This window comes from Microcoleus sp. OTE_8_concoct_300, assembly GCF_031383065.1.
Lineage (GTDB): Bacteria > Cyanobacteriota > Cyanobacteriia > Cyanobacteriales > Microcoleaceae > Microcoleus.
The window spans coordinates 1-18,468 of the sequence record NZ_JANMZH010000231.1; the positions used below are offsets into that span (position 1 = coordinate 1).

General features: G+C 47.4%; 16 protein-coding genes. 7 read left to right on the top strand and 9 right to left on the bottom strand.

The annotated features are described in order from the left end of the window. Positions 1-270: 270 nt before the first annotated feature. Complete coding sequence (gene arsM, locus ACUVJL_RS11135) at positions 271-1,239, bottom strand: arsenosugar biosynthesis arsenite methyltransferase ArsM (RefSeq protein ID WP_445245901.1); 969 nt, start codon at positions 1,237-1,239, stop codon at positions 271-273. A gap of 260 nt (positions 1,240-1,499) precedes the next feature. Then, positions 1,500-3,128 carry a hypothetical protein gene (locus ACUVJL_RS11140; protein WP_445245902.1) on the bottom strand — a complete coding sequence of 543 codons (1,629 nt, stop codon included), beginning with the start codon at positions 3,126-3,128 and terminating at the stop codon, positions 1,500-1,502. Positions 3,129-3,770: 642 nt separating this feature from the next. Here ACUVJL_RS11140 and psaA point away from each other — a divergent pair. The 3 genes from psaA (at position 3,771) to ACUVJL_RS11155 (ending at position 10,946) form a co-directional block, all read left to right on the top strand. Then, positions 3,771-6,065: a photosystem I core protein PsaA gene (gene psaA, locus ACUVJL_RS11145; RefSeq protein ID WP_445245903.1), complete on the top strand. Its 2,295-nt coding sequence runs from the start codon at positions 3,771-3,773 to the stop codon at positions 6,063-6,065. A gap of 110 nt (positions 6,066-6,175) precedes the next feature. Beyond that, positions 6,176-8,404 (top strand): photosystem I core protein PsaB, encoded by a 2,229-nt coding sequence (psaB, locus tag ACUVJL_RS11150; protein ID WP_445245904.1) that lies wholly within the window; start codon positions 6,176-6,178, stop codon positions 8,402-8,404. Positions 8,405-8,804: 400 nt separating this feature from the next. Further along, a complete protein-coding gene (locus tag ACUVJL_RS11155) occupies positions 8,805-10,946 on the top strand; it encodes an NACHT domain-containing protein (RefSeq protein ID WP_445245905.1) in 2,142 nt (713 codons plus the stop codon). A 260-nt stretch (positions 10,947-11,206) separates the two neighbouring features. On the opposite strand, the gene ACUVJL_RS11160 is transcribed toward ACUVJL_RS11155, so the two are convergent. After that, positions 11,207-11,401: a hypothetical protein gene (locus ACUVJL_RS11160; RefSeq protein WP_194010318.1), complete on the bottom strand. Its 195-nt coding sequence runs from the start codon at positions 11,399-11,401 to the stop codon at positions 11,207-11,209. A gap of 158 nt (positions 11,402-11,559) precedes the next feature. Then, positions 11,560-11,772 carry a helix-turn-helix domain-containing protein gene (locus tag ACUVJL_RS11165; protein WP_006631307.1) on the bottom strand — a complete coding sequence of 71 codons (213 nt, stop codon included), beginning with the start codon at positions 11,770-11,772 and terminating at the stop codon, positions 11,560-11,562. 127 nt (positions 11,773-11,899) lie between these two features. Here ACUVJL_RS11165 and ACUVJL_RS11170 point away from each other — a divergent pair, with 127 nt between their 5' ends. Next, positions 11,900-12,346: a hypothetical protein gene (locus ACUVJL_RS11170; RefSeq protein WP_445245906.1), complete on the top strand. Its 447-nt coding sequence runs from the start codon at positions 11,900-11,902 to the stop codon at positions 12,344-12,346. Positions 12,347-12,427: 81 nt separating this feature from the next. Here the strand turns inward: ACUVJL_RS11170 and ACUVJL_RS11175 are convergent, their stop codons facing one another. After that, positions 12,428-12,571, bottom strand: coding sequence for a hypothetical protein (locus ACUVJL_RS11175; RefSeq protein WP_445245907.1), 144 nt, complete (start codon positions 12,569-12,571; stop codon positions 12,428-12,430). Positions 12,572-13,001: 430 nt separating this feature from the next. Between ACUVJL_RS11175 and ACUVJL_RS11180 the strand changes: the two genes are divergently transcribed. Beyond that, a complete protein-coding gene (locus ACUVJL_RS11180; protein ID WP_445245908.1) occupies positions 13,002-13,541 on the top strand; it encodes a group I truncated hemoglobin in 540 nt (179 codons plus the stop codon). Position 13,542: 1 nt separating this feature from the next. Next, positions 13,543-13,884 (top strand): hypothetical protein, encoded by a 342-nt coding sequence (locus tag ACUVJL_RS11185; RefSeq protein WP_445245909.1) that lies wholly within the window; start codon positions 13,543-13,545, stop codon positions 13,882-13,884. Between the two features lie 132 nt (positions 13,885-14,016). Here the strand turns inward: ACUVJL_RS11185 and ACUVJL_RS11190 are convergent, their stop codons facing one another. After that, on the bottom strand, positions 14,017-14,211 hold the full coding sequence (locus ACUVJL_RS11190) for a hypothetical protein (RefSeq protein WP_445245910.1): 195 nt from the start codon (positions 14,209-14,211) through the stop codon (positions 14,017-14,019). A gap of 88 nt (positions 14,212-14,299) precedes the next feature. On the opposite strand from ACUVJL_RS11190, the gene ACUVJL_RS11195 reads away from it, so the two are divergent. Beyond that, complete coding sequence (locus tag ACUVJL_RS11195) at positions 14,300-14,575, top strand: hypothetical protein (RefSeq protein WP_445245911.1); 276 nt, start codon at positions 14,300-14,302, stop codon at positions 14,573-14,575. 41 nt (positions 14,576-14,616) lie between these two features. On the opposite strand, the gene ACUVJL_RS11200 is transcribed toward ACUVJL_RS11195, so the two are convergent. The 3 genes from ACUVJL_RS11200 to ACUVJL_RS11210 all read right to left on the bottom strand — a co-directional run bounded on the left by ACUVJL_RS11200 (position 14,617) and on the right by ACUVJL_RS11210 (position 18,442). Next, a complete protein-coding gene (locus ACUVJL_RS11200; RefSeq protein WP_445245912.1) occupies positions 14,617-14,823 on the bottom strand; it encodes a hypothetical protein in 207 nt (68 codons plus the stop codon). Between the two features lie 416 nt (positions 14,824-15,239). Continuing rightward, entirely contained in the window at positions 15,240-16,562 is a 1,323-nt protein-coding gene (locus tag ACUVJL_RS11205) for a CO2 hydration protein (RefSeq protein WP_445245913.1), read from the bottom strand. Positions 16,563-16,882: 320 nt separating this feature from the next. Then, positions 16,883-18,442, bottom strand: coding sequence for an NADH-quinone oxidoreductase subunit M (locus ACUVJL_RS11210; RefSeq protein WP_445245914.1), 1,560 nt, complete (start codon positions 18,440-18,442; stop codon positions 16,883-16,885). Between the last annotated feature and the right edge of the window lie 26 nt (positions 18,443-18,468).

Genomic DNA, 18,468 nt, shown 5'->3' on the forward strand with positions numbered 1-18,468 from the left:
AATATCTCATGTAGTATTGGTTCAATTGTTTCCCATTCTGAATCCGTTAGACTGCTATAATAAGGCATGGCTGCTACTGGATAATGCTTTTACGGTCACGTTACCACAAGACCGTAAAAGATGTCAAATGGGTTCTATACCCGACTGGCAAATATACCGGGTGATTGGAAATCGCGGCTACACACACAAAACGCGCCTGCGCGGGTTCTCAAGAGGCCGCGCAGGAGGACTTCGTTTGTCTAGGCGCAGTTTAAACTGCCGTTTTTTATCCTAACAGCAACCGCCGCCGTTATAATGCCAAGTCGAATCAGTAATTAACACCTTATCGGGCATTAATCCCCCCAACTTCCCAGCAGTTTTATCGCACACCGCTGCCGGCACGCCCCGCTGCAAAACGTGACCAGCTCCGTCATCAAATAGCTCTTCCATACCCCGATAAATCGCCGTCTTGCCAGTGAAAATGCAAGCTCCATCATCGGGGACATCCACTTTGAAAGACACGGAATCCAGGCTGTCTAACAGCAAATCCGCATCCAATTGATAATTGTGTTTATCCAGCAATCGGTAAGGCCTTCTCGCTCGCACTTCCACTTGCCCAAAACCTACGTCTACAAGGTGTTGAACGTATTCTGGGTATGTCAGAGCGCCGGACAAACACAGCGCGCGCAAGCGCTCGTCTTGCTTCAAATGCTGCGGAATGGGTTGAGTTGCGATCGGATCGCTCATCAACAACCGACCACCCGGTTTTAACACCCGATAAGCCTCTTTTAATGCTTTAGCTAAATCCGCAGGTTCAAAGATATTAAATAAGCAATTTTGTGCGACAACATCTACAGAAGCATCCGGCACCGGCAACGCAAAAGCATTGCCTTCACAAATTTCCACAAAACTCGCATCAAACCAATCATTTTCGTGGGCTGCCATTTGCAAGTTTCGTGCAGCGGCGTCTCGCATTTCTGGAACCGGATCGACGGCAATAATCGCTCCTTGGTGTCTAGAAAAATATGCAAATTGTAGTGCTTCTAAGCCGCCGCCGACGCCTACATAAAGGACGACTGGATTGCCGACAAGTTCGGTGGCGTGAACGGTTGTGCCGCAGCCGTAATTCATTTCTTGCATTTGTTGGGGAATTTTTAATCCTGGCAATTGCAAGGGACTGCTTTGGACGCAGCAAAGTCCGAGTTGGGGGGTTTGGGCAACATCGCTGTAGAATTTGGCTGCTGTTTCGAGGTAGGTCATTTTTTAGTGTCCTAATTTTTGATTTCTGACCGCAGATGTAGGCGGATAGACGCGGATGAACGCAGATGGATGCAGAATGTTTTTGTTAGGTGGCAAATTCGACTTTTTGTTCGGATTTTGGCTGATTTTCGGGTTGGGAAACTGTTGGTTCGGGAGCTGTTTCGAGGTAGGTCATTTTTGGGTGTCCTGATTTTTGATTTTTGACCGCAGATGTAGGCGGGTTTACGCGGATGAACGCAGATGAATGCAGAATGTTTTTGTTAGGTGGCAAATTCGACTTTTTGTTCGGATTTTGGCTGATTTTCGGGTTGGGAAACTGTTGGTTCGGGAGCTGCTAATTCGGTGGTTTGCTGGCTAGGAGTTTCAGTGGCAATTGGTGGCGTTGGCGGTACAAGATTGGGAGGCTTTTCTGGTATCGCAGGAGCGACTACTTTTGGTACTGGAGCTTTTCCTGTTATTTCTGGCAGGGTTGGCGGCTCTGAAGGAGTAGCAGGTTCGGGATCTAGATGCAAAAAGTTGCGGAACCGATTGTAGTATCCTTTATATTCCTGTTTCTTTGTTTGGGGGGATGCTGTTGGTGTCGGTTCTATTATTTTAACTGGAGCCACAATTTTCGTGGTTTCTAACTGTGGAGTTGCTGTCGCCGTCGGTTCTATTACTTGAACGGGAGCCACAATTTTTGGGGTTTCTACCTGTGGAGTTGCTGTCGCCGTCGGTTCTATTACTTGAATGGGAGCCACAATTTTTGGGGTTTCGAGTTGGGGGGTTGCTGTGGGTGTCGGTTCTATTACTTGAACGGGAGCAACTTCGGGACTAACTGTTGGCTCTAAGCTGGGTTGGGTAACTGGGGTTTCTGGAACTCCAGGTGTGGCCTCGGTAACAGGTGTTTTTTCTAATGCAGGTGTGGGTTTTGGTTCGGGGGTTGGCGTTGGTGTGGGAGCGGGGGCTTGGTAGGTGCGATCGACTATACCGCGAGCTTCTGCTGCTGTTAGTTCGCCCCGCACTAATTTTGAAAGAGTATCTTGGCCGAGCGGTTGGTAATTTATCAGTCTGACTGTATTATTAAAGGCGTTTTTGACGATATTTCCCTGTTCGTCGATTAATTCTAGTTTTACCCAGTTTTTCCCTGGTTTGAATCCTTTAAGATATATAGGTTGCCACTGGTCGATCGCAAAGCTTTCGCCGTTGACTGTGGCTCGAATTTTCCAATCGAGTATTTCATCTTGGGAATTTTGTTGGGCTACTTGGTGCGGGGGGGCATTTGTCAAGTAAAAGTCGAGCAGGATGGGTTGTTCCCCGTAGCTGCCTTGGGGGCTGTTGTACGTTAATAGGGGCAATGTTCGATCGGGATTGTTGTCGTCTGTTTTGGTAAAAATGTGAAAGGTGGTTTGGGCGGCGGCACCTTCGTTTTTAAAGCTTTCTTCCCAAGGGCGAGCGGCGAACACCTGCAGGGTATGGGTTCCTGGTTCTAAGTCGGAGAGTGTTAAAGGTTGGTTGATGTCGTAAACTGCTGCATAAGGTTGGTTGTCTAATAAAACTTGCAGATGGGGACCTAAACCCAAGTTTGCATCTTTGAAAATGGGCAAGCCTTTAACTTGGAACTGAACAGACACATCTATATCCTGAAGCACTTCGTCAGGTAATGGATACAAAATACTAATTTGAGGCTGGTAGATTTCTAGAGCCTTACGCAGTTTTTGAATGGCTTCTGGGGGAGAAACCTCTGAAATTCTATTTACCAGGGCGGGCTCAGAGCCGCTCTTGTTCCCTGATTTGGGCAATTCGGGATGGCCCGCGCCACAACTTGCTAAACCCAAAATTAATACTGCTGCTGTGAACAATGCCAGCAGCCTGCCCGCAACCGTTCTGTGCCAATTGATCCCTATCACGCAACCATACTCCTAGAAGCCTTCTCATAGGGAACTATAGCCCAAAACTGAATTGAGTATTGGGGAATTGCCGATCGGGCTTTCGCCAGACCCGTAGAAGCCCTGATTGAGGCCCAGCGCGCAACTACTCTTCTGGGACTCATAAATCCCGCAGCCGTTTTCCGCAACATCTCTCTACAAATGAGTATTCCTCGATTACCTTATCTTTGAGTTTTGTAAAGTTAATGGCAATACCCCTTGACTTTTTCAAGGGTATGTGGAAATTAAAAGGGTTATTACATCAAGAAGAGAGGCTTTTTTAAGTATTGTTAACAAGCGATTAATACTTCTCTAGCAAGCTTATAATTCATAAAACTCCCTCAAAAGGAGCAGCCGTATCAAGCCTAAATCAGGAACGCGATCGGCGGCTCCAGATAGCGAGAAGAGTTGGCAGTACCCAGGGACATTGTTAGCGACACTGGGGAACTGGCTTCTTCAAAGAAGTAAAATGCTTGGGTAGACGATGCACCTGCGTCTAACTCTGCAAAGAGTGAAGTGCAAGCAGTGTCGGGTTTCCCGAGAATCCCCCGCCTAATAAAGCGCGGGGAGTGTCAGGTACAGTATTCAGTTCTCGTTCCTTGTCTTACCGAGAGGAGAGTCTTCATGACCATTAGTCCTCCAGAGCGAGAGGCAAAAGTTAGGGTAGTAGTCGATAAGAATCCGGTTCCAACTTCTTTCGAGAAGTGGTCAAAACCAGGTCATTTCGATCGCACTCTAGCTAAAGGGCCAAAAACCACCACTTGGATTTGGAACCTCCACGCTAACGCTCACGACTTTGACAGTCATACAAGTGACTTAGAAGACGTTTCGCGCAAAATCTTTAGCGCTCACTTCGGCCACTTGGCAGTAATCTTCGTATGGTTGAGTGGCGCATATTTCCACGGCGCTAAATTTTCAAATTACGAAGCTTGGCTGACAAATCCTACAGCCATCAAGCCCAGCGCTCAAGTGGTCTGGCCGATTTTTGGTCAAGAAATTTTAAATGCAGATGTAGGCGGCGGGTTTCACGGGATTCAGATCACCTCTGGTCTATTCCAACTGTGGCGCGCCAACGGCATCACTAACTCATACCAGCTATATTGCACTGCGATCGGCGCCTTGGTAATGGCAGCTTTGATGCTGTTTGCCGGTTGGTTCCACTATCACGTCCGCGCTCCGAAACTGGAATGGTTCCAGAACGTGGAATCGATGATGAACCACCACTTGGCAGTTTTGTTAGGCTGCGGCTGCTTGGGCTTCGCAGGACAGCAAATTCACGTGGCGCTGCCGATAAATGCTTGCATGGACGCGATCGATGCAGGTTCACCGTTGACAGTAGGTGGCAAACTGATTAAAACAGTTGCCGATATCCCACTGCCACATGAGTGGCTTTTCAACGCGGGCTTGATGGCAGACATCTACCCAAGCTTTGCTCAAGGTCTAACCCCCTTCTTCACCCTTAACTGGGGCGCTTACACAGACTTCCTGACCTTCAAAGGCGGTCTGAACCCGACGACGGGCGGTCTGTGGCTGACTGATACAGCACACCATCACTTAGCTTTGGCAGTGCTGTTCATCGTTGCTGGTCATATGTACCGCACGAACTGGGGCATCGGCCACAGCATGAAAGAAATCCTAGAGAACCACAAAGGCCCCTTCACTGGTGAAGGTCACAAAGGTCTCTACGAAATTCTGACTACTTCTTGGCACGCCCAACTGGCCATTAACTTGGCAATGCTGGGCTCTGTGACCATCATCGTGGCTCACCATATGTACGCGATGCCTCCGTATCCGTACATCGCGACCGACTACCCAACTCAGCTATCCCTGTTCACCCACCACATGTGGATCGGCGGATTCCTGATTGTTGGAGCAGCCGCTCACGGAGCAATCTTCATGGTTCGGGACTACGAACCGAGCGGCAACGTCAATAACCTGCTCGATCGCGTGATCCGTCATAGAGATGCGATCATTTCCCACCTGAACTGGGTTTGTATATTCTTGGGCTTCCACAGCTTCGGTTTGTACGTTCACAACGACACGATGCGGGCTTTCGGTCGTCCTCAAGATTTGTTCTCGGATACCGGGATTCAGTTGCGTCCGATATTTGCGCAGTGGATCCAAAACATCCACACCTTGGCTCCGGGCACAACAGCGCCTAATGCTATGGAAGTCGTCAGCCACGCTTTTGGCGGCGGTGCAGTAGTAGTCGCCGGCAAAGTAGCGATGATGCCGATTGAGTTGGGTACGGCGGATTTCATGATCCACCACATCCACGCTTTCACCATTCACGTTACAGTCCTGATTCTCTTGAAGGGCGTGTTGTTTGCACGCAGTTCTCGCTTGATTCCTGACAAAGGCAACTTGGGTTTCCGGTTCCCTTGCGACGGCCCCGGCCGTGGCGGCACCTGCCAAGTTTCAGGTTGGGATCACGTGTTCCTCGGCCTGTTCTGGATGTACAACAGCATCTCGATCGTGATTTTCCACTTTAGCTGGAAAATGCAGTCGGACGTGTGGGGAACAGTAGCGCCAGACGGCACAATTTCTCACATTACCGGCGGCAACTTCGCACAAAGTGCGATCACGATTAACGGCTGGCTGCGGGACTTCTTGTGGGCGCAAGCTTCTCAGGTAATTCAGTCCTACGGTACGGCACTGTCGGCCTACGGTCTGATGTTCCTAGCGGGACACTTTGTGTTCGCCTTCAGCTTGATGTTCCTGTTCAGCGGCCGCGGCTACTGGCAAGAACTGATTGAATCCATTGTTTGGGCTCACAACAAGCTTAAGGTAGCTCCCTCGATTCAGCCTCGCGCCCTGAGCATTATTCAGGGTCGGGCTGTGGGTGTAGCTCACTACCTCCTAGGAGGAATTGTCACTACGTGGGCATTTTTCCTAGCGCGAATCATTTCGGTAGGGTAAACTACCCCTAGGTTTTGGATTCGGGATTTGGGAGGAATCTCAAACTCTGAATCCAAACTCCGAACCGAATCCCTTCAATTTTGTTCAGGATTCAGGATTAATCAAGGCTTATGGCAACGAAATTTCCAAAATTTAGCCAAGACCTTGCCCAAGACCCGACCACACGGCGGATCTGGTACGGGATTGCCACAGCGCACGACTTTGAAAGCCACGACGGCATGACCGAAGAAAATCTTTACCAAAAGATTTTTGCTTCTCACTTCGGCCACGTAGCAATCATTTTCTTGTGGACATCGGGCAGCCTGTTCCACGTAGCATGGCAAGGTAACTTTGAACAGTGGATTAAAGACCCCCTAAACGTCCGCCCGATCGCTCACGCGATTTGGGACCCGCAATTCGGCGCTCCAGCAGTAGAAGCTTTCACTCAAGGGGGCGCTTCTAACCCAGTGGATATCTCTTACTCCGGTGTCTACCATTGGTGGTTCACTCAAGGGATTCGGACAAATGCCGACCTGTATCAAGGAGCTATCTTCTTGTTACTGCTGGCCGCTGTCTTCCTGTTCGCAGGTTGGTTGCACCTCCAACCCAAGTACCGCCCCAGCTTGTCTTGGTTCAAAAATGCTGAATCTCGCCTCAACCACCACTTGGCTGGTTTGTTCGGTGTCAGCTCTTTGGCTTGGACTGGTCACATGGTTCACGTTGCTATCCCCGAATCTCGCGGACAGCACGTAGGTTGGGAAAACTTCCTGTCAACCCCGCCTCACCCGGCTGGTTTGGGTCCGTTCTTCAGTGGTAACTGGGGCGTATACGCCGAGAATCCAGATGCAGCGAACCATGTCTTCGGTACTTCCGAAGGCGCGGGAACCGCAATTCTGACTTTCTTGGGTGGCTTCCACCCTCAAACAGAATCCCTGTGGCTGACAGACATCGCTCACCACCACTTGGCGATCGCAGTTCTGTTTATCGTTGCCGGTCATATGTACCGGACTAACTTCGGTATCGGTCACAGCATCAAAGAGATGTTGGATTCTAAGGCTGGTTTGATCGGCGGCAAGAGTGAAGGGCAGTTCAACTTGCCTCACCAAGGCTTGTATGAAACCTACAACAACTCGCTGCACTTCCAACTGGCATTTCACCTCGCTGCTTTGGGCGTAATTACCTCCCTGGTAGCACAGCATATGTACGCGATGCCTCCCTACGCTTTCATAGCTAAGGACTTCACGACTCAGGCTGCGCTGTATACGCACCACCAGTACATTGCTGGATTCATCATGGTCGGCGCTTTCGCCCACGGAGCTATCTTCTTGGTGCGGGACTACGATCCTGAAGCAAATAAAGGCAATGTGCTCGATCGGGTGTTGCAGCACAAAGAAGCGATTATCTCTCACTTGAGCTGGGTGTCGCTGTTCTTGGGCTTCCACACTCTGGGACTGTACGTTCACAATGACGTTGTAGTTGCTTTTGGTACTCCTGAAAAGCAAATCTTGATTGAACCAGTGTTCGCACAGTTCATCCAAGCTGCTCACGGAAAAGCTCTCTACGGCATGGACGTGCTGTTGTCTAACCCTGACAGCATTGCTTCTACCGCTTGGCCGAACTACGGCAACGTATGGCTCCCAGGCTGGTTGGACGCGATTAACAGCGGTACTAATTCTCTGTTCTTGGCGATCGGACCTGGCGATTTCTTGGTTCACCACGCGATCGCACTAGGCTTGCACACCACCACCTTGATCTTGGTCAAGGGCGCTCTGGATGCACGCGGTACTAAGCTGATGCCGGACAAGAAAGACTTCGGTTATGCTTTCCCTTGCGACGGCCCGGGCCGTGGCGGTACTTGCGACATCTCTGCTTGGGACTCTTTCTTCCTGGCTATGTTCTGGATGCTCAACACCCTGGGCTGGGTAACTTTCTACTGGCACTGGAAGCATCTGGGCATCTGGCAAGGTAATGTGGCTCAGTTCAATGAGTCTTCTACCTACCTGATGGGCTGGTTCCGCGATTACCTCTGGCTGTATTCTTCTCAGTTGATCAACGGTTACAACCCGTATGGTACTAACAACTTGTCTGTCTGGGCTTGGATGTTCTTATTCGGACACCTTGTTTGGGCAACTGGTTTCATGTTCCTGATCTCTTGGAGAGGTTACTGGCAAGAGTTGATCGAGACTTTGGTTTGGGCTCACGAGCGCACTCCTTTGGCTAACTTGGTTCGCTGGAAAGACAAGCCTGTTGCTTTGTCCATCGTCCAAGGTCGTGTTGTTGGTCTGGCTCACTTTACTGTGGGATACGTCCTCACTTACGCGGCCTTTGTAATTGCCTCGACGGCCGGGAAATTCGGGTAACTCTGAACTCTGGTTTCTAGGTAATTAAATGAAATCCCCTGCCTTCGGGCGGGGGATTTTTTGGTATTTTGGTTGATGGAAAGGACAGGAGCAAGTTTGTATGGCAGGGCTTGTTCACTCAGACTAAAGAAACCGGGTTTTTTACCAAATCTGCGGACTGCAATGAGTCTTTTCGTAAAAAACCCGGTTTCTGGGCCCATGCGTAAGTCCTAATACACTCTGCGTTGCGGCGGATTGCTGAGGCTGAGCCAGTCTCCTCTGCTGTGCTGGATTTAGTGTATGGGAACATTGAGCAAGGACAAGCTGCGCTTGATGCGTCAAACTAGAGATATATAGAAGAAACCCGGTTTTTGACCTCGACGCGGCTAAGTTCCATCATAAAAACCTCATTAATACTGCCATGACAGGATTTGAAGCCTTTGCTCCCATTGCTATAAGTTGTGTTAGCGGTATCGCCCTCCCCATTTTCCAGTCAATCTATGGAAGCGGTATCAAGCTTTTCGGTTTGATCGGCAAAAAGCTAGATGATGAAACTAAACGGGGAATTTACACGGCATCGGGGGAATACGGCAAACGCTACTTCAAGCGTCACGGCATTCTGAAAGCATTGGGAATGCGGGAGGCTGTGCCATTAGAATCGGTTTATACTGCTTTGCAGTTTTTGGATGAGCAAGCAATCCGCAGTTTTGAATCTATCCAAAAGTTAGAGGAAGCTTACCGCGAAGCGAAACAGCGAACTTTTCAGCAGCAAAAATGCCAGAAGCAATCAGGGCTAAAAATTGCTAATCAGAAGCAATATTTGATGGTTTTAGGGCAGCCGGGAGCGGGTAAATCTACATTTTTGCGAAAAATGGGACTCGAAGCACTGAAGGGCAAAAAAGGCGGATATCAGCAAAATTGTATTCCCGTTTTTCTCGAACTTAAAAGCTTTACATCTAGCCAGATAGACATAGAAAAATTAATTGTTGAAGAGTTTAGCATTTGTGGCTTTCCCTCTTCTGAGCAATTTATCGCTAAGGCATTAGAGCAGGGAAAGCTGTTAATCTTGCTGGATGGATTGGATGAAGTGCCGACAGTCAACACAAATGAAGTCATTAGTAAAATTCAAAATTTTGTTGACCGCTATGATAAAAATAGCTTCATTGTCTCTTGTCGCACAGCCGCTTATAGAAACAACTTTCAACGCTTTACGGATGTAAAAATTGCCGACTTTGACGATACTCAAATTGAGCAATTTATTGGTAACTGGTTTCAGTCTGAGGTTGATAAACAAGCGGGAACGGCTCAAAAATGTTGGGAGTTATTGCAAAAGCCAGAATATGCAGCAGCTAAAGAGTTAGCCCACACGCCATTATTGCTAACTTTCCTCTGCCTGACTTACGATCGTTCGCAAAACTTTCCGAATAATCGCAGTGTTCTTTACAAAAAGGCTTTGCGGATTTTGTTGGAAGAATGGGCGGCGGAAAAGCGGATTCAGAAAGAGGAAATTTATCAAGGACTCAGCACGGAGTTAGAGGGGAGTTTGTTATCGGAGATTGCTTATACTGGTTTTGAGACTGATAAGCTGTTTTTTTCGCAGCGAGAAGTGGTTGAGGAAATCAAAACTTTTTTAGCAACTAATTTGAATGTACCGAAGCATTTAGACGGTGAGGCGGTTCTGAATGCGATTGCTGTTCAACAGGGGATTTTGGTAGAACGAGCTGAGGATGTGTTCTCGTTTTCGCATTTGACGCTTCAGGAATATCTCACGGCGCAATATATTGCTGATAATAATAATTTAATTGAGCAGTTAGTTACCAGCCATCTTTCCGATCCACGCTGGCGAGAGGTGTTTTTGTTGGTAGCGGGGTTGGTGCGTTCAAAAAATGGGGCTGATGACTTGCTGCTGTTAATGGAAAAAGAGGCTCAAAAGTACATTAACACGCCGAAGTTGCAAGAGCTATTGCAATGGGCAGATGCAGCGACTAAGGACTCCGAAGGTGATTTTAAGCCTGTGGGTAAACGTGCTGCGGCGATCGTCTACGCCAACGCCAACGCCAACGCCAACGCCTACGCCTACGACATCGCCATCGCCATCGCCTACGCCAACGCCAACGCCTACGACATCGCCAACGCCTACGCCATCGCCAACGCCAACGCCTACGCCAACGCCAACACCTCCCTCAATCTCAAGACCAACGCCTACCTCAGCCTCATCGCCCGTGCCGAAGAATTTCAAAAAATCAAAATCTTCAAGGATGTGAATTGGACTGAACTGATTGCTCAACTGACAGCACTCAAAGATCGATTTGCTGAAGCTAACCAATCCGACCAAATAGACTTAGCATTTTTAGATTGCCTTTTAGATACCTGGTGTAACGCACTCCATCTCAATAGAGAAATAGTCAAATTATCTCAGGAAGAAGCACAGGCGCTGAGAGATTATTTATATGCCAATAATTTGAGTATTGAATGCAAAGAAGCAGCAGTGAGAATATCAGCAAAAACCTGGGAAGAAATAGAATCGCGGATGTTGGTAGTTCCAGAGAATTCTACCCTTTGAGATTCTAGATACGGTTCTGGACGCACTCCGACTCCTCGAAACCGGGTTTTTTTCCTAATCTGCTGGTTGCAACGCCTCTTTTCGTAAAAACCCGGTTTCTGGACGCCCATGTGTAATATCAATTCCGGTTGCATTGGAATGATTAAACCGCAGAGAACGCAGAGAACGCAGAGGAAGAGAACAGAGAGATGAATAATTCCGATGAAGGGCGGATTTGATAGGACTGATTCAATCAGGGTTTGACCTGGTTTTCTTCAGCTTCAAATCTCGCCATTTACCTGCATCTGATGCACCTTATCTGCCAACTCTTGGCGGCTTTCCTTGTCGAGTGCATCAATTGCCAGCATTCCCAAGTACACGACTTCCTTCTGGGTTAGTCTGGTCGCTAGCGCTTGTTTTTGAATGACTTCCTTGATCGCGGAACTGACCGCGATCGCAGTATTAGTTTTAGCCACGAAGAATAATCAACTATTAATAACAACTTTCCTTGATCTTACCATCCTCAGTTCGATTAAGTACAATAATGTTTGACTAAGTACAGTTAATCATGCTATAGTGTAAAAAATACAAAAAAGCGATCGCCCCGGGTGTAGACAACTTAAGGTCGATCGACCTATTCCTCCAAAACCTCAACCAAATCCTCAATCATCACATCAAAAGTCCGAGCTAACTTCCGCAGGCAAGTAAAGTCAACCATTGCCATTTCAGGACGACGAGCATAGCTTCGGACAGTGCTATAAATTACCCCGGAACGATCGGATACTTCCTTAAGCGTCCAGCCCTTCTCCGCCGCTAGTTCCCGAATTTTTAGCCTAACTAAACCCATGCTTGACAGTTGATGCAATTGCGTCGTACAATTTTATATGTAAAGAGCGATCGCCCCCCGGCCTGGAAAACTAAAGGGCGATAGCCTTTAAAACTTAAATAGACAGTTACTAGCTGTCTGAGTAACCATGATAGCAGCATTTGGGCTAAAATCAAGCACCCTCGTTTGCTCTAAAATTATCCACAAGTCCCCAGTCCTTCATCCGCTGGCAAGATTTGTCACAGAAGAAACTGTTGCACTGCTGTTCAATATCTCAACAGACCAGATTTACCGGATCGAATGCTGTCGCTACATGGCCTACGTCCACGCCAAAGGCATCAGTCGCTTTGTCAGTTATGCCGATTTTCCGCCAATTTTAGAAGTAGAATTGCCGAAACTTCAAGACTTTTTTGGCAGATGGTACAAACGCTGGAAAGGCAAAAAAGCACCTGATTTTTGGACACAGTTTTATATACATCAATTCAAATACGCTACTACTGCGGATAAACAGCTTGCATGGGGCCTCTTGGTAGCTGCCGTCAAATCCCTGTTCTATGAAACAGCTTTGCAACAACTGCGAGATGCTTATTTATAGGAAAAATATAGGCGGCAAAATTTTTGAATATGCGATCGCCCCTAACCTCATTTCACCAAAAGTGCGAGATCCCTTTTTCCCTCAAATCTCCCCATTCACCTGCATCAGATGCACCCGATCGGGCAATTCTTGCCAGCGCTTTTCCTCTAGCTTGTCAATCGCCAGCATCCCGAGATAGATAATTTCCTTCAGCGTTAGTCGGGTTGCTACCGCCTTTTTCTGCACAAGTTCCTTATGGGGCTGACTCCAATGGCCGTAATGGCTCTGGTCACAAAACTAAGCGGAGATTAAGAACTTCGATTAAATCTTAGCACTTTTCACCTGAGCTTTTAGCTGCGATGCAACTTGTTTAACCGCGTTTTGACAAGACGCAACACAATGTGAAGGCAATATCTCACAAAATGCTGACTTATCTAAGAAATATTACAAAATCTACCCTAAGATAGTTTGATGCTAAAGTTATTAAGTGCTGTGACGAGTGATCGCTCTTTCCCATCGCCTCTTTACGATCGCCTCTTTCCCATCGCACAGAGCGAAAAACTAAGTTTAGTTGGGCTTATACTTCGCCTTCCGGCTTCTTAAGCCTATGTATCTGTAAATGACTTAGTGCCGAAGATTCAATTAACTCTATTACCATCACAATTGGAGATTTTCAATGAAACTCAGTAAATCTTTGGCAATGTTGTTGACATTAATTTGTATCACAGTCATAGCTGTGACTACTTTCAGATTAAGCCCTAGTTTCGCTCGTTCAACGCCGGCGATGTCAGCACAAGAATCACCAGAAAAAGTAACTACAGATCTGATTGCACAAGGTTCTTCAGGAAATACTCTCTACACTAAGTTAGGAGGCTACAACGGGATCGCAAAAGTCATTGATACTTCACTCGGTATCATATTAGTTGACCCAGTAATTGGTAAATACTTTATTGGCTTGGGCACAAACTCAAAACAGAAGCTGCGTCAGTTGTTAGTGGATCAATTCTGCCAAGCGGCAGGGGGGCCTTGTGTTTATACAGGGCGGACTATGAAGCTTTCCCATAGTGGAATGGATGGAGGTCTCTCGGACAATGAATTTAACGCTTTTGCTAATGATGTGTCCCAAGCTCTCACTCAAAATAGCGTCAATCCATCAGCCAAAGCCGATGTCCTGGCATTTGTTGAGAGTCTCAGAAGCAAGATTGTCGAAAATTAATATGAAACGCTCCAATCTCATCCTGCTTTCGGTGGCATTTCTGCTACTGTCAGGAATGGTAACGGCCGACTCCGCCCATGCACAACCGTCAGAGCCAACCACCGAGATGAAAATTCCAGTATCCCCAATGCCGAGGCAGTCTTCTGAGCGCTTTTCCATGCCTGCTACTTTTGCTCCACCCGATTCTCAATCCAACGATCGACCTTTGTGTTTTTATCAGCGCTCGGATACCACGATAGTTGATTTGAGCAAACTGTGTGGGGCTAAGAGCAACGAAACGGGTAGAAATGCTAAATTGGAGAATGCTCCGGTTGACAAGGGCAGCACCCCCATTTATTGGTAGAAAAATCAGAATTTGGAGCGGTACACGGGTTCCAGAGGATCGCCCTTACCTTACCTCACCCGAAGTCCGCGCAAGCGTTGCTATCCCGAACGCCCGTGCCTTCGGTTCGGGTAGGGATTCCCCCTTTTCCCCTCAAATCTCCCCATTCACCTGCATCTGATGTACCTGATCAGCCAACTCTTGCAAGCGCTTTTCGTCTAACTCGTCCATCGCCAGCATCCCGACATAGATAATTTCCTTCAGCGTTAGTCGGGTTGCTAGCGCCTTTTTCTGCACAAGATCCTTGATAATTGGGCTGACTCCAATGGCGGTACTGGCTCTAGTCACAAAGGTAACGGGAGATTAACAACTTTGACTAAATCTTAGCACCTTTAAGCTGAGCTTTTAGCTGCGCTATAAAGCGTTTAAACGCGTTTTGACAAGACGAAACACTAGGGTTTATAGTATAAATTTGGAAAGGCCGATCGCGCCTCAAGATTTTGGCAGATGGTACAAACGCTGGAAAAGCAAGCAAGCACCAGCATTTTGGACGAAATTCTACACGTACAAGTTCAAAAAAGCTGTTTCAGTTGACAGCTTGCTGCAGTGGGGCCTCTTGGTAGCTACAGTTAAATCGGCAATTTCTGGGGCGGCGCTGCAACAGCTACGAGAGGTCTATGCCCAAGAAAAAGATTTGATGCAGAAATTTTAAAGTGCGATCGACTTAATCCTACTTGAACTTTTAATTAAATTTTAAAACACTTCATCCTCGATTCCCAGCCACCATTCCCCCAGATTCATTAAATCTTTGTGAATGTCTGTAAGTTCTGTCATATACTCTTCAGCAGAAATCTCCGATCGCCTTTCTTGCAATTTTTTTAGTCGCAGTTGCACCAACAGCCAAGGTTTGGAAATCCCGTTTTTTGCTTCGATATATTTGGCTAGATCTTTGCTGTCCATAGTTATTGGTTATTTATTATTGGTTATATCATTTCTGGTTGTATCGGAATGATTAAACCGCAGAGAACGCAGAGAACGCAGAGAATTCAGAGGAAAAGAAGAGAGAGAGATGAATAATTACGAGGTCAACACGCTTAATATTATAGGACTTGTAAAACGGCTTAAAAAAGCTCTCATTTTTCCCAGTCGGTTTCAACTGAGATCTTGCACCGTTCTCAAGAACGGGCTCTTCGGCCCGTTCCACAAAACTCAATTTGATTGTGGAACGGGCCGAAGAACCCGTTCCTAAATAGGTAATTGACAATGGTGCAAGATGTTAATTTCAACCGACTTGAGCTTTGAGCCAGGGGTTGAAACCCCTGGCGGACTAACGGACTGGCGGACTTGGAAGCTAAGATGCCTCCGGCAAACATCCTTTACCTATAATCCGAAGTCTGAATATTATTCAACTTCGCAGCATATTTCATGCCGTATTCCGGGCGACAGAAGCGATCGAGCTGAGCCTCAAAGAAAGCCCGATTTGCCTTCAAATGCTTGGGATTCGGGTCATCTAAAGGATACAAAAGAGCAGTCCGCAAAGCTTGAATCACCGCCGAAGTAACGCAGTACATCGATCGCTGAAATGTCACCCCAATTTGATTGAGGATATCATCTTCGCCGCGACAGCGCTGTTTGTAGAAATCCATCAAATAAGGCGGCAGGAAATGCAGCATATCTTGTGCTAGCAAAGTCGGCGGAATGCCCGCCGTACCTACCGGGAATTTGTCTGCATACAAAACTCCGTAGTGGAAGTCTTTTTGGTCGTCAGGAACTTCCTTCGCTTGAGCGTTGTAAGATTTGGTGCCTCGGAATGGCGAAGTGCGATAAAATACAGCTTCCACGTAAGGTAACGCTGCTTCGTAAAGCCAAGTGAAACCCTTAGATTTGGGGATGATTTCGTACTTCTCGCCGTCGATGTAAACGTGGTGGTAAATCGGGCGTCCGGCGATCGCAAATATGCCATTTACTAGGAAATCCATCGCCTGCGGGACTGTGGTAACTTTCCCTTCGTCGTACAAGTCGGAAACCTCAAAAAACACCGGCGCCATGACTTCCCAGAATAAACCGAGATTGCTGTAATAAGACATTTGGCGGCACTGTTCTAAAAACATTTCTGGAAATGCTTTGTGCAGTCCCAGCATGAATGGGTCTTTTTTGAAGTAAGCTTTAATTGCCCGATCGGCATTAGCCTTATATTCGTCACTGTCCAAATAAGGATCGAATTGATTGGTCGGCACGTACAAGCCCCGGTGCCAAAGCATTGCCCTCATGCACTCTTCCGCAAATTCCATGTTAATGCGATCGTGCCACAAATGGTGAAACAGCCGCGGCATTTTACCAGTTTCTCCCTTCTCCATGAAATCCAAAAGTTCCGGGTGAACACTTCCAGTCCCCCGCCAAACCCGCAAATCTGCACCGTCGCCTGCATAGTGATTTTGCAAGTCTAAATACTCCTGGGGCAAGAAGTATTTAAAGAAGGGAAGCGGGTGTAAAAATACTCGTTCGGCGATGTAAAGCAAATCCCGCCAGTAGAAATCCATCGGCACTGCGTAAGCTTTCCAGATAGCGATGATTTGCATCAGATTTTCCGGCGTATCAGGAATCATCGCGCCGCCAGCTTCCAGCCTGTGAATTATTTCGGCAAATTGGTGTTTGGAAGCAGGTAGTTTAGTTGCTGGTTTATTAGGGGTTTGTACCATTGTTTCTTCCTTTGATTGAGTGAAATGGAATATTTATCTACTCGTTCTACTTCCAGTCTCTATCTATTGGTGACAAATTAAGACTGAAACCATGAGAAATTTCGCTTTTACCTGAGTCTAGATCCCCCTAAATCCCCCTTAATAAGGGGGACTTTGAGAAGAATTTTGTCCCCCCCTTATTAAGGGGGGTTAGGGGGGATCTAGACTTCGACACTAACAAGAGAGACGGTCGGTTTAAGGTTAAGTTGTTACCAAGGGGCTCTGCTGGGAAATTAATTTCTTAGTCCGCGGAGGCGGACTTTGTTTGTGTAGACGCGATTTCAATCGCCGAGTTGTCCAGGGAATAACCGAGGTGTAGACGCGATTTCAAGAGCCGAGCGTTCTAGGGGATAGCTAATAGCAACTTGGGCATTTCTGTCAGCCGGAAGAGTGGCTACGATCGCATTTGTAGTAGATTCGCTCCACTTGAGCAGCCAAGCAGGTTGAATTCCCAACACAAAAATTATGCCCGCCAAAACCAGCGCCGGCATATTTTCAGCAAACGTAACTGGAGGGTAGTAAGCCGTGGCATTGTCCAACTTCCCAAAACAGGTGCGGTTGAGCAGAATCACAAAGTAAACGGCTGTTAAACCCGAAGCTAAAATGCAGAGTAAAGTTGGAATTGGAAAGATCGAGAAACTGCCTTGAAACACTAAAAATTCGGCAATAAAACCCACCAAACCGGGAATTCCGGCGCTTGCCATGCCGCCCAAAACTAACAGGGAACTGGCAGTCGGTAAACCCCGCATCGGGTTCATCAAACCGTTGAGCACGTCCAAATCCCGCGTGCCGACTTTGGTTTCGATGATGCCTACCAAATAAAACAGCAAAGCTAAAATTAAACCGTGGCTTACCATTTGCCCGACAGCGCCGATTAATGCCAGCTTCGTACCCGCAGCGCAGGCAACCAGGATGTAGCCCATATGCCCGATCGAACTATAGGCTACCATGCGCTTGATGTCTTTTTGGGCGATCGCGCTCAAAGCCCCGTACATCACGCTCACAGTCCCGATAATCGCTAAACCGGGAGCTATAATCGACCAAGTTTCGGGAAACATCTGCAAGCCAAACCGCACTAAACCGTAAGTTCCCAACTTCGCCAGAATCCCTCCCAGCAAAATAGCTGTTGCTGGCGAAGCTTCGACATAAGCATCCGGTAGCCAAGTGTGCAGCGGCACCAAGGGAATTTTAATTCCTAACCCAATTAGCAAAATTGTTAGCAGGATTAACTGCACATTTCTCGGCAATACTTGAGTGGTAATCGCACTGTAATCGAAATTTAAAGAACCGCTCAGCCAAGCCACACCCAAAAATGCTGCCAGCACTAAAAGTCCCGAAACTGCCGTGTAGATCAAAAACTTCATGGCAGCGTATTCCCGCTGCTTTCCGCCCCAAATCGCAATCAACAGGTAAAAAGGAATTAATTCTACTTCGTAAAACAGTACAAACAGCAGCAAATTTTGAGACATCAAAGCTCCCGCCACACCCGCATTGATTAGCAAAATCAAAGCGTAGTAAAGCTGGGGGCGCTCCATCTTTTCGCCAGTGCCGTAAATGACTAATAGCGTCAGCAAAGCACTTAAAACCAGCAGCGGCAAGGACAAGCCGTCAATGCCCAAGTTGTAGCTCAAACCTAATTGTGGAATCCAAGGCAAATATTCTTGAAATTGCAGTCCCGAATTGGCTGTATCGAATTGAGTCAACAGCCAGATATTCACAATGAAAATAGCAGAAGCAAAAGCCGACGCTATGGAACGCAGACGCATCCCATTGATATTTCCGGGCAGGAACCCGACTACCGCAGCGCCCAACGCGGGCAACCAGAGCAAGGCACTAAGCATAATGTGTCAAGAGTAAAGAGTAAAGA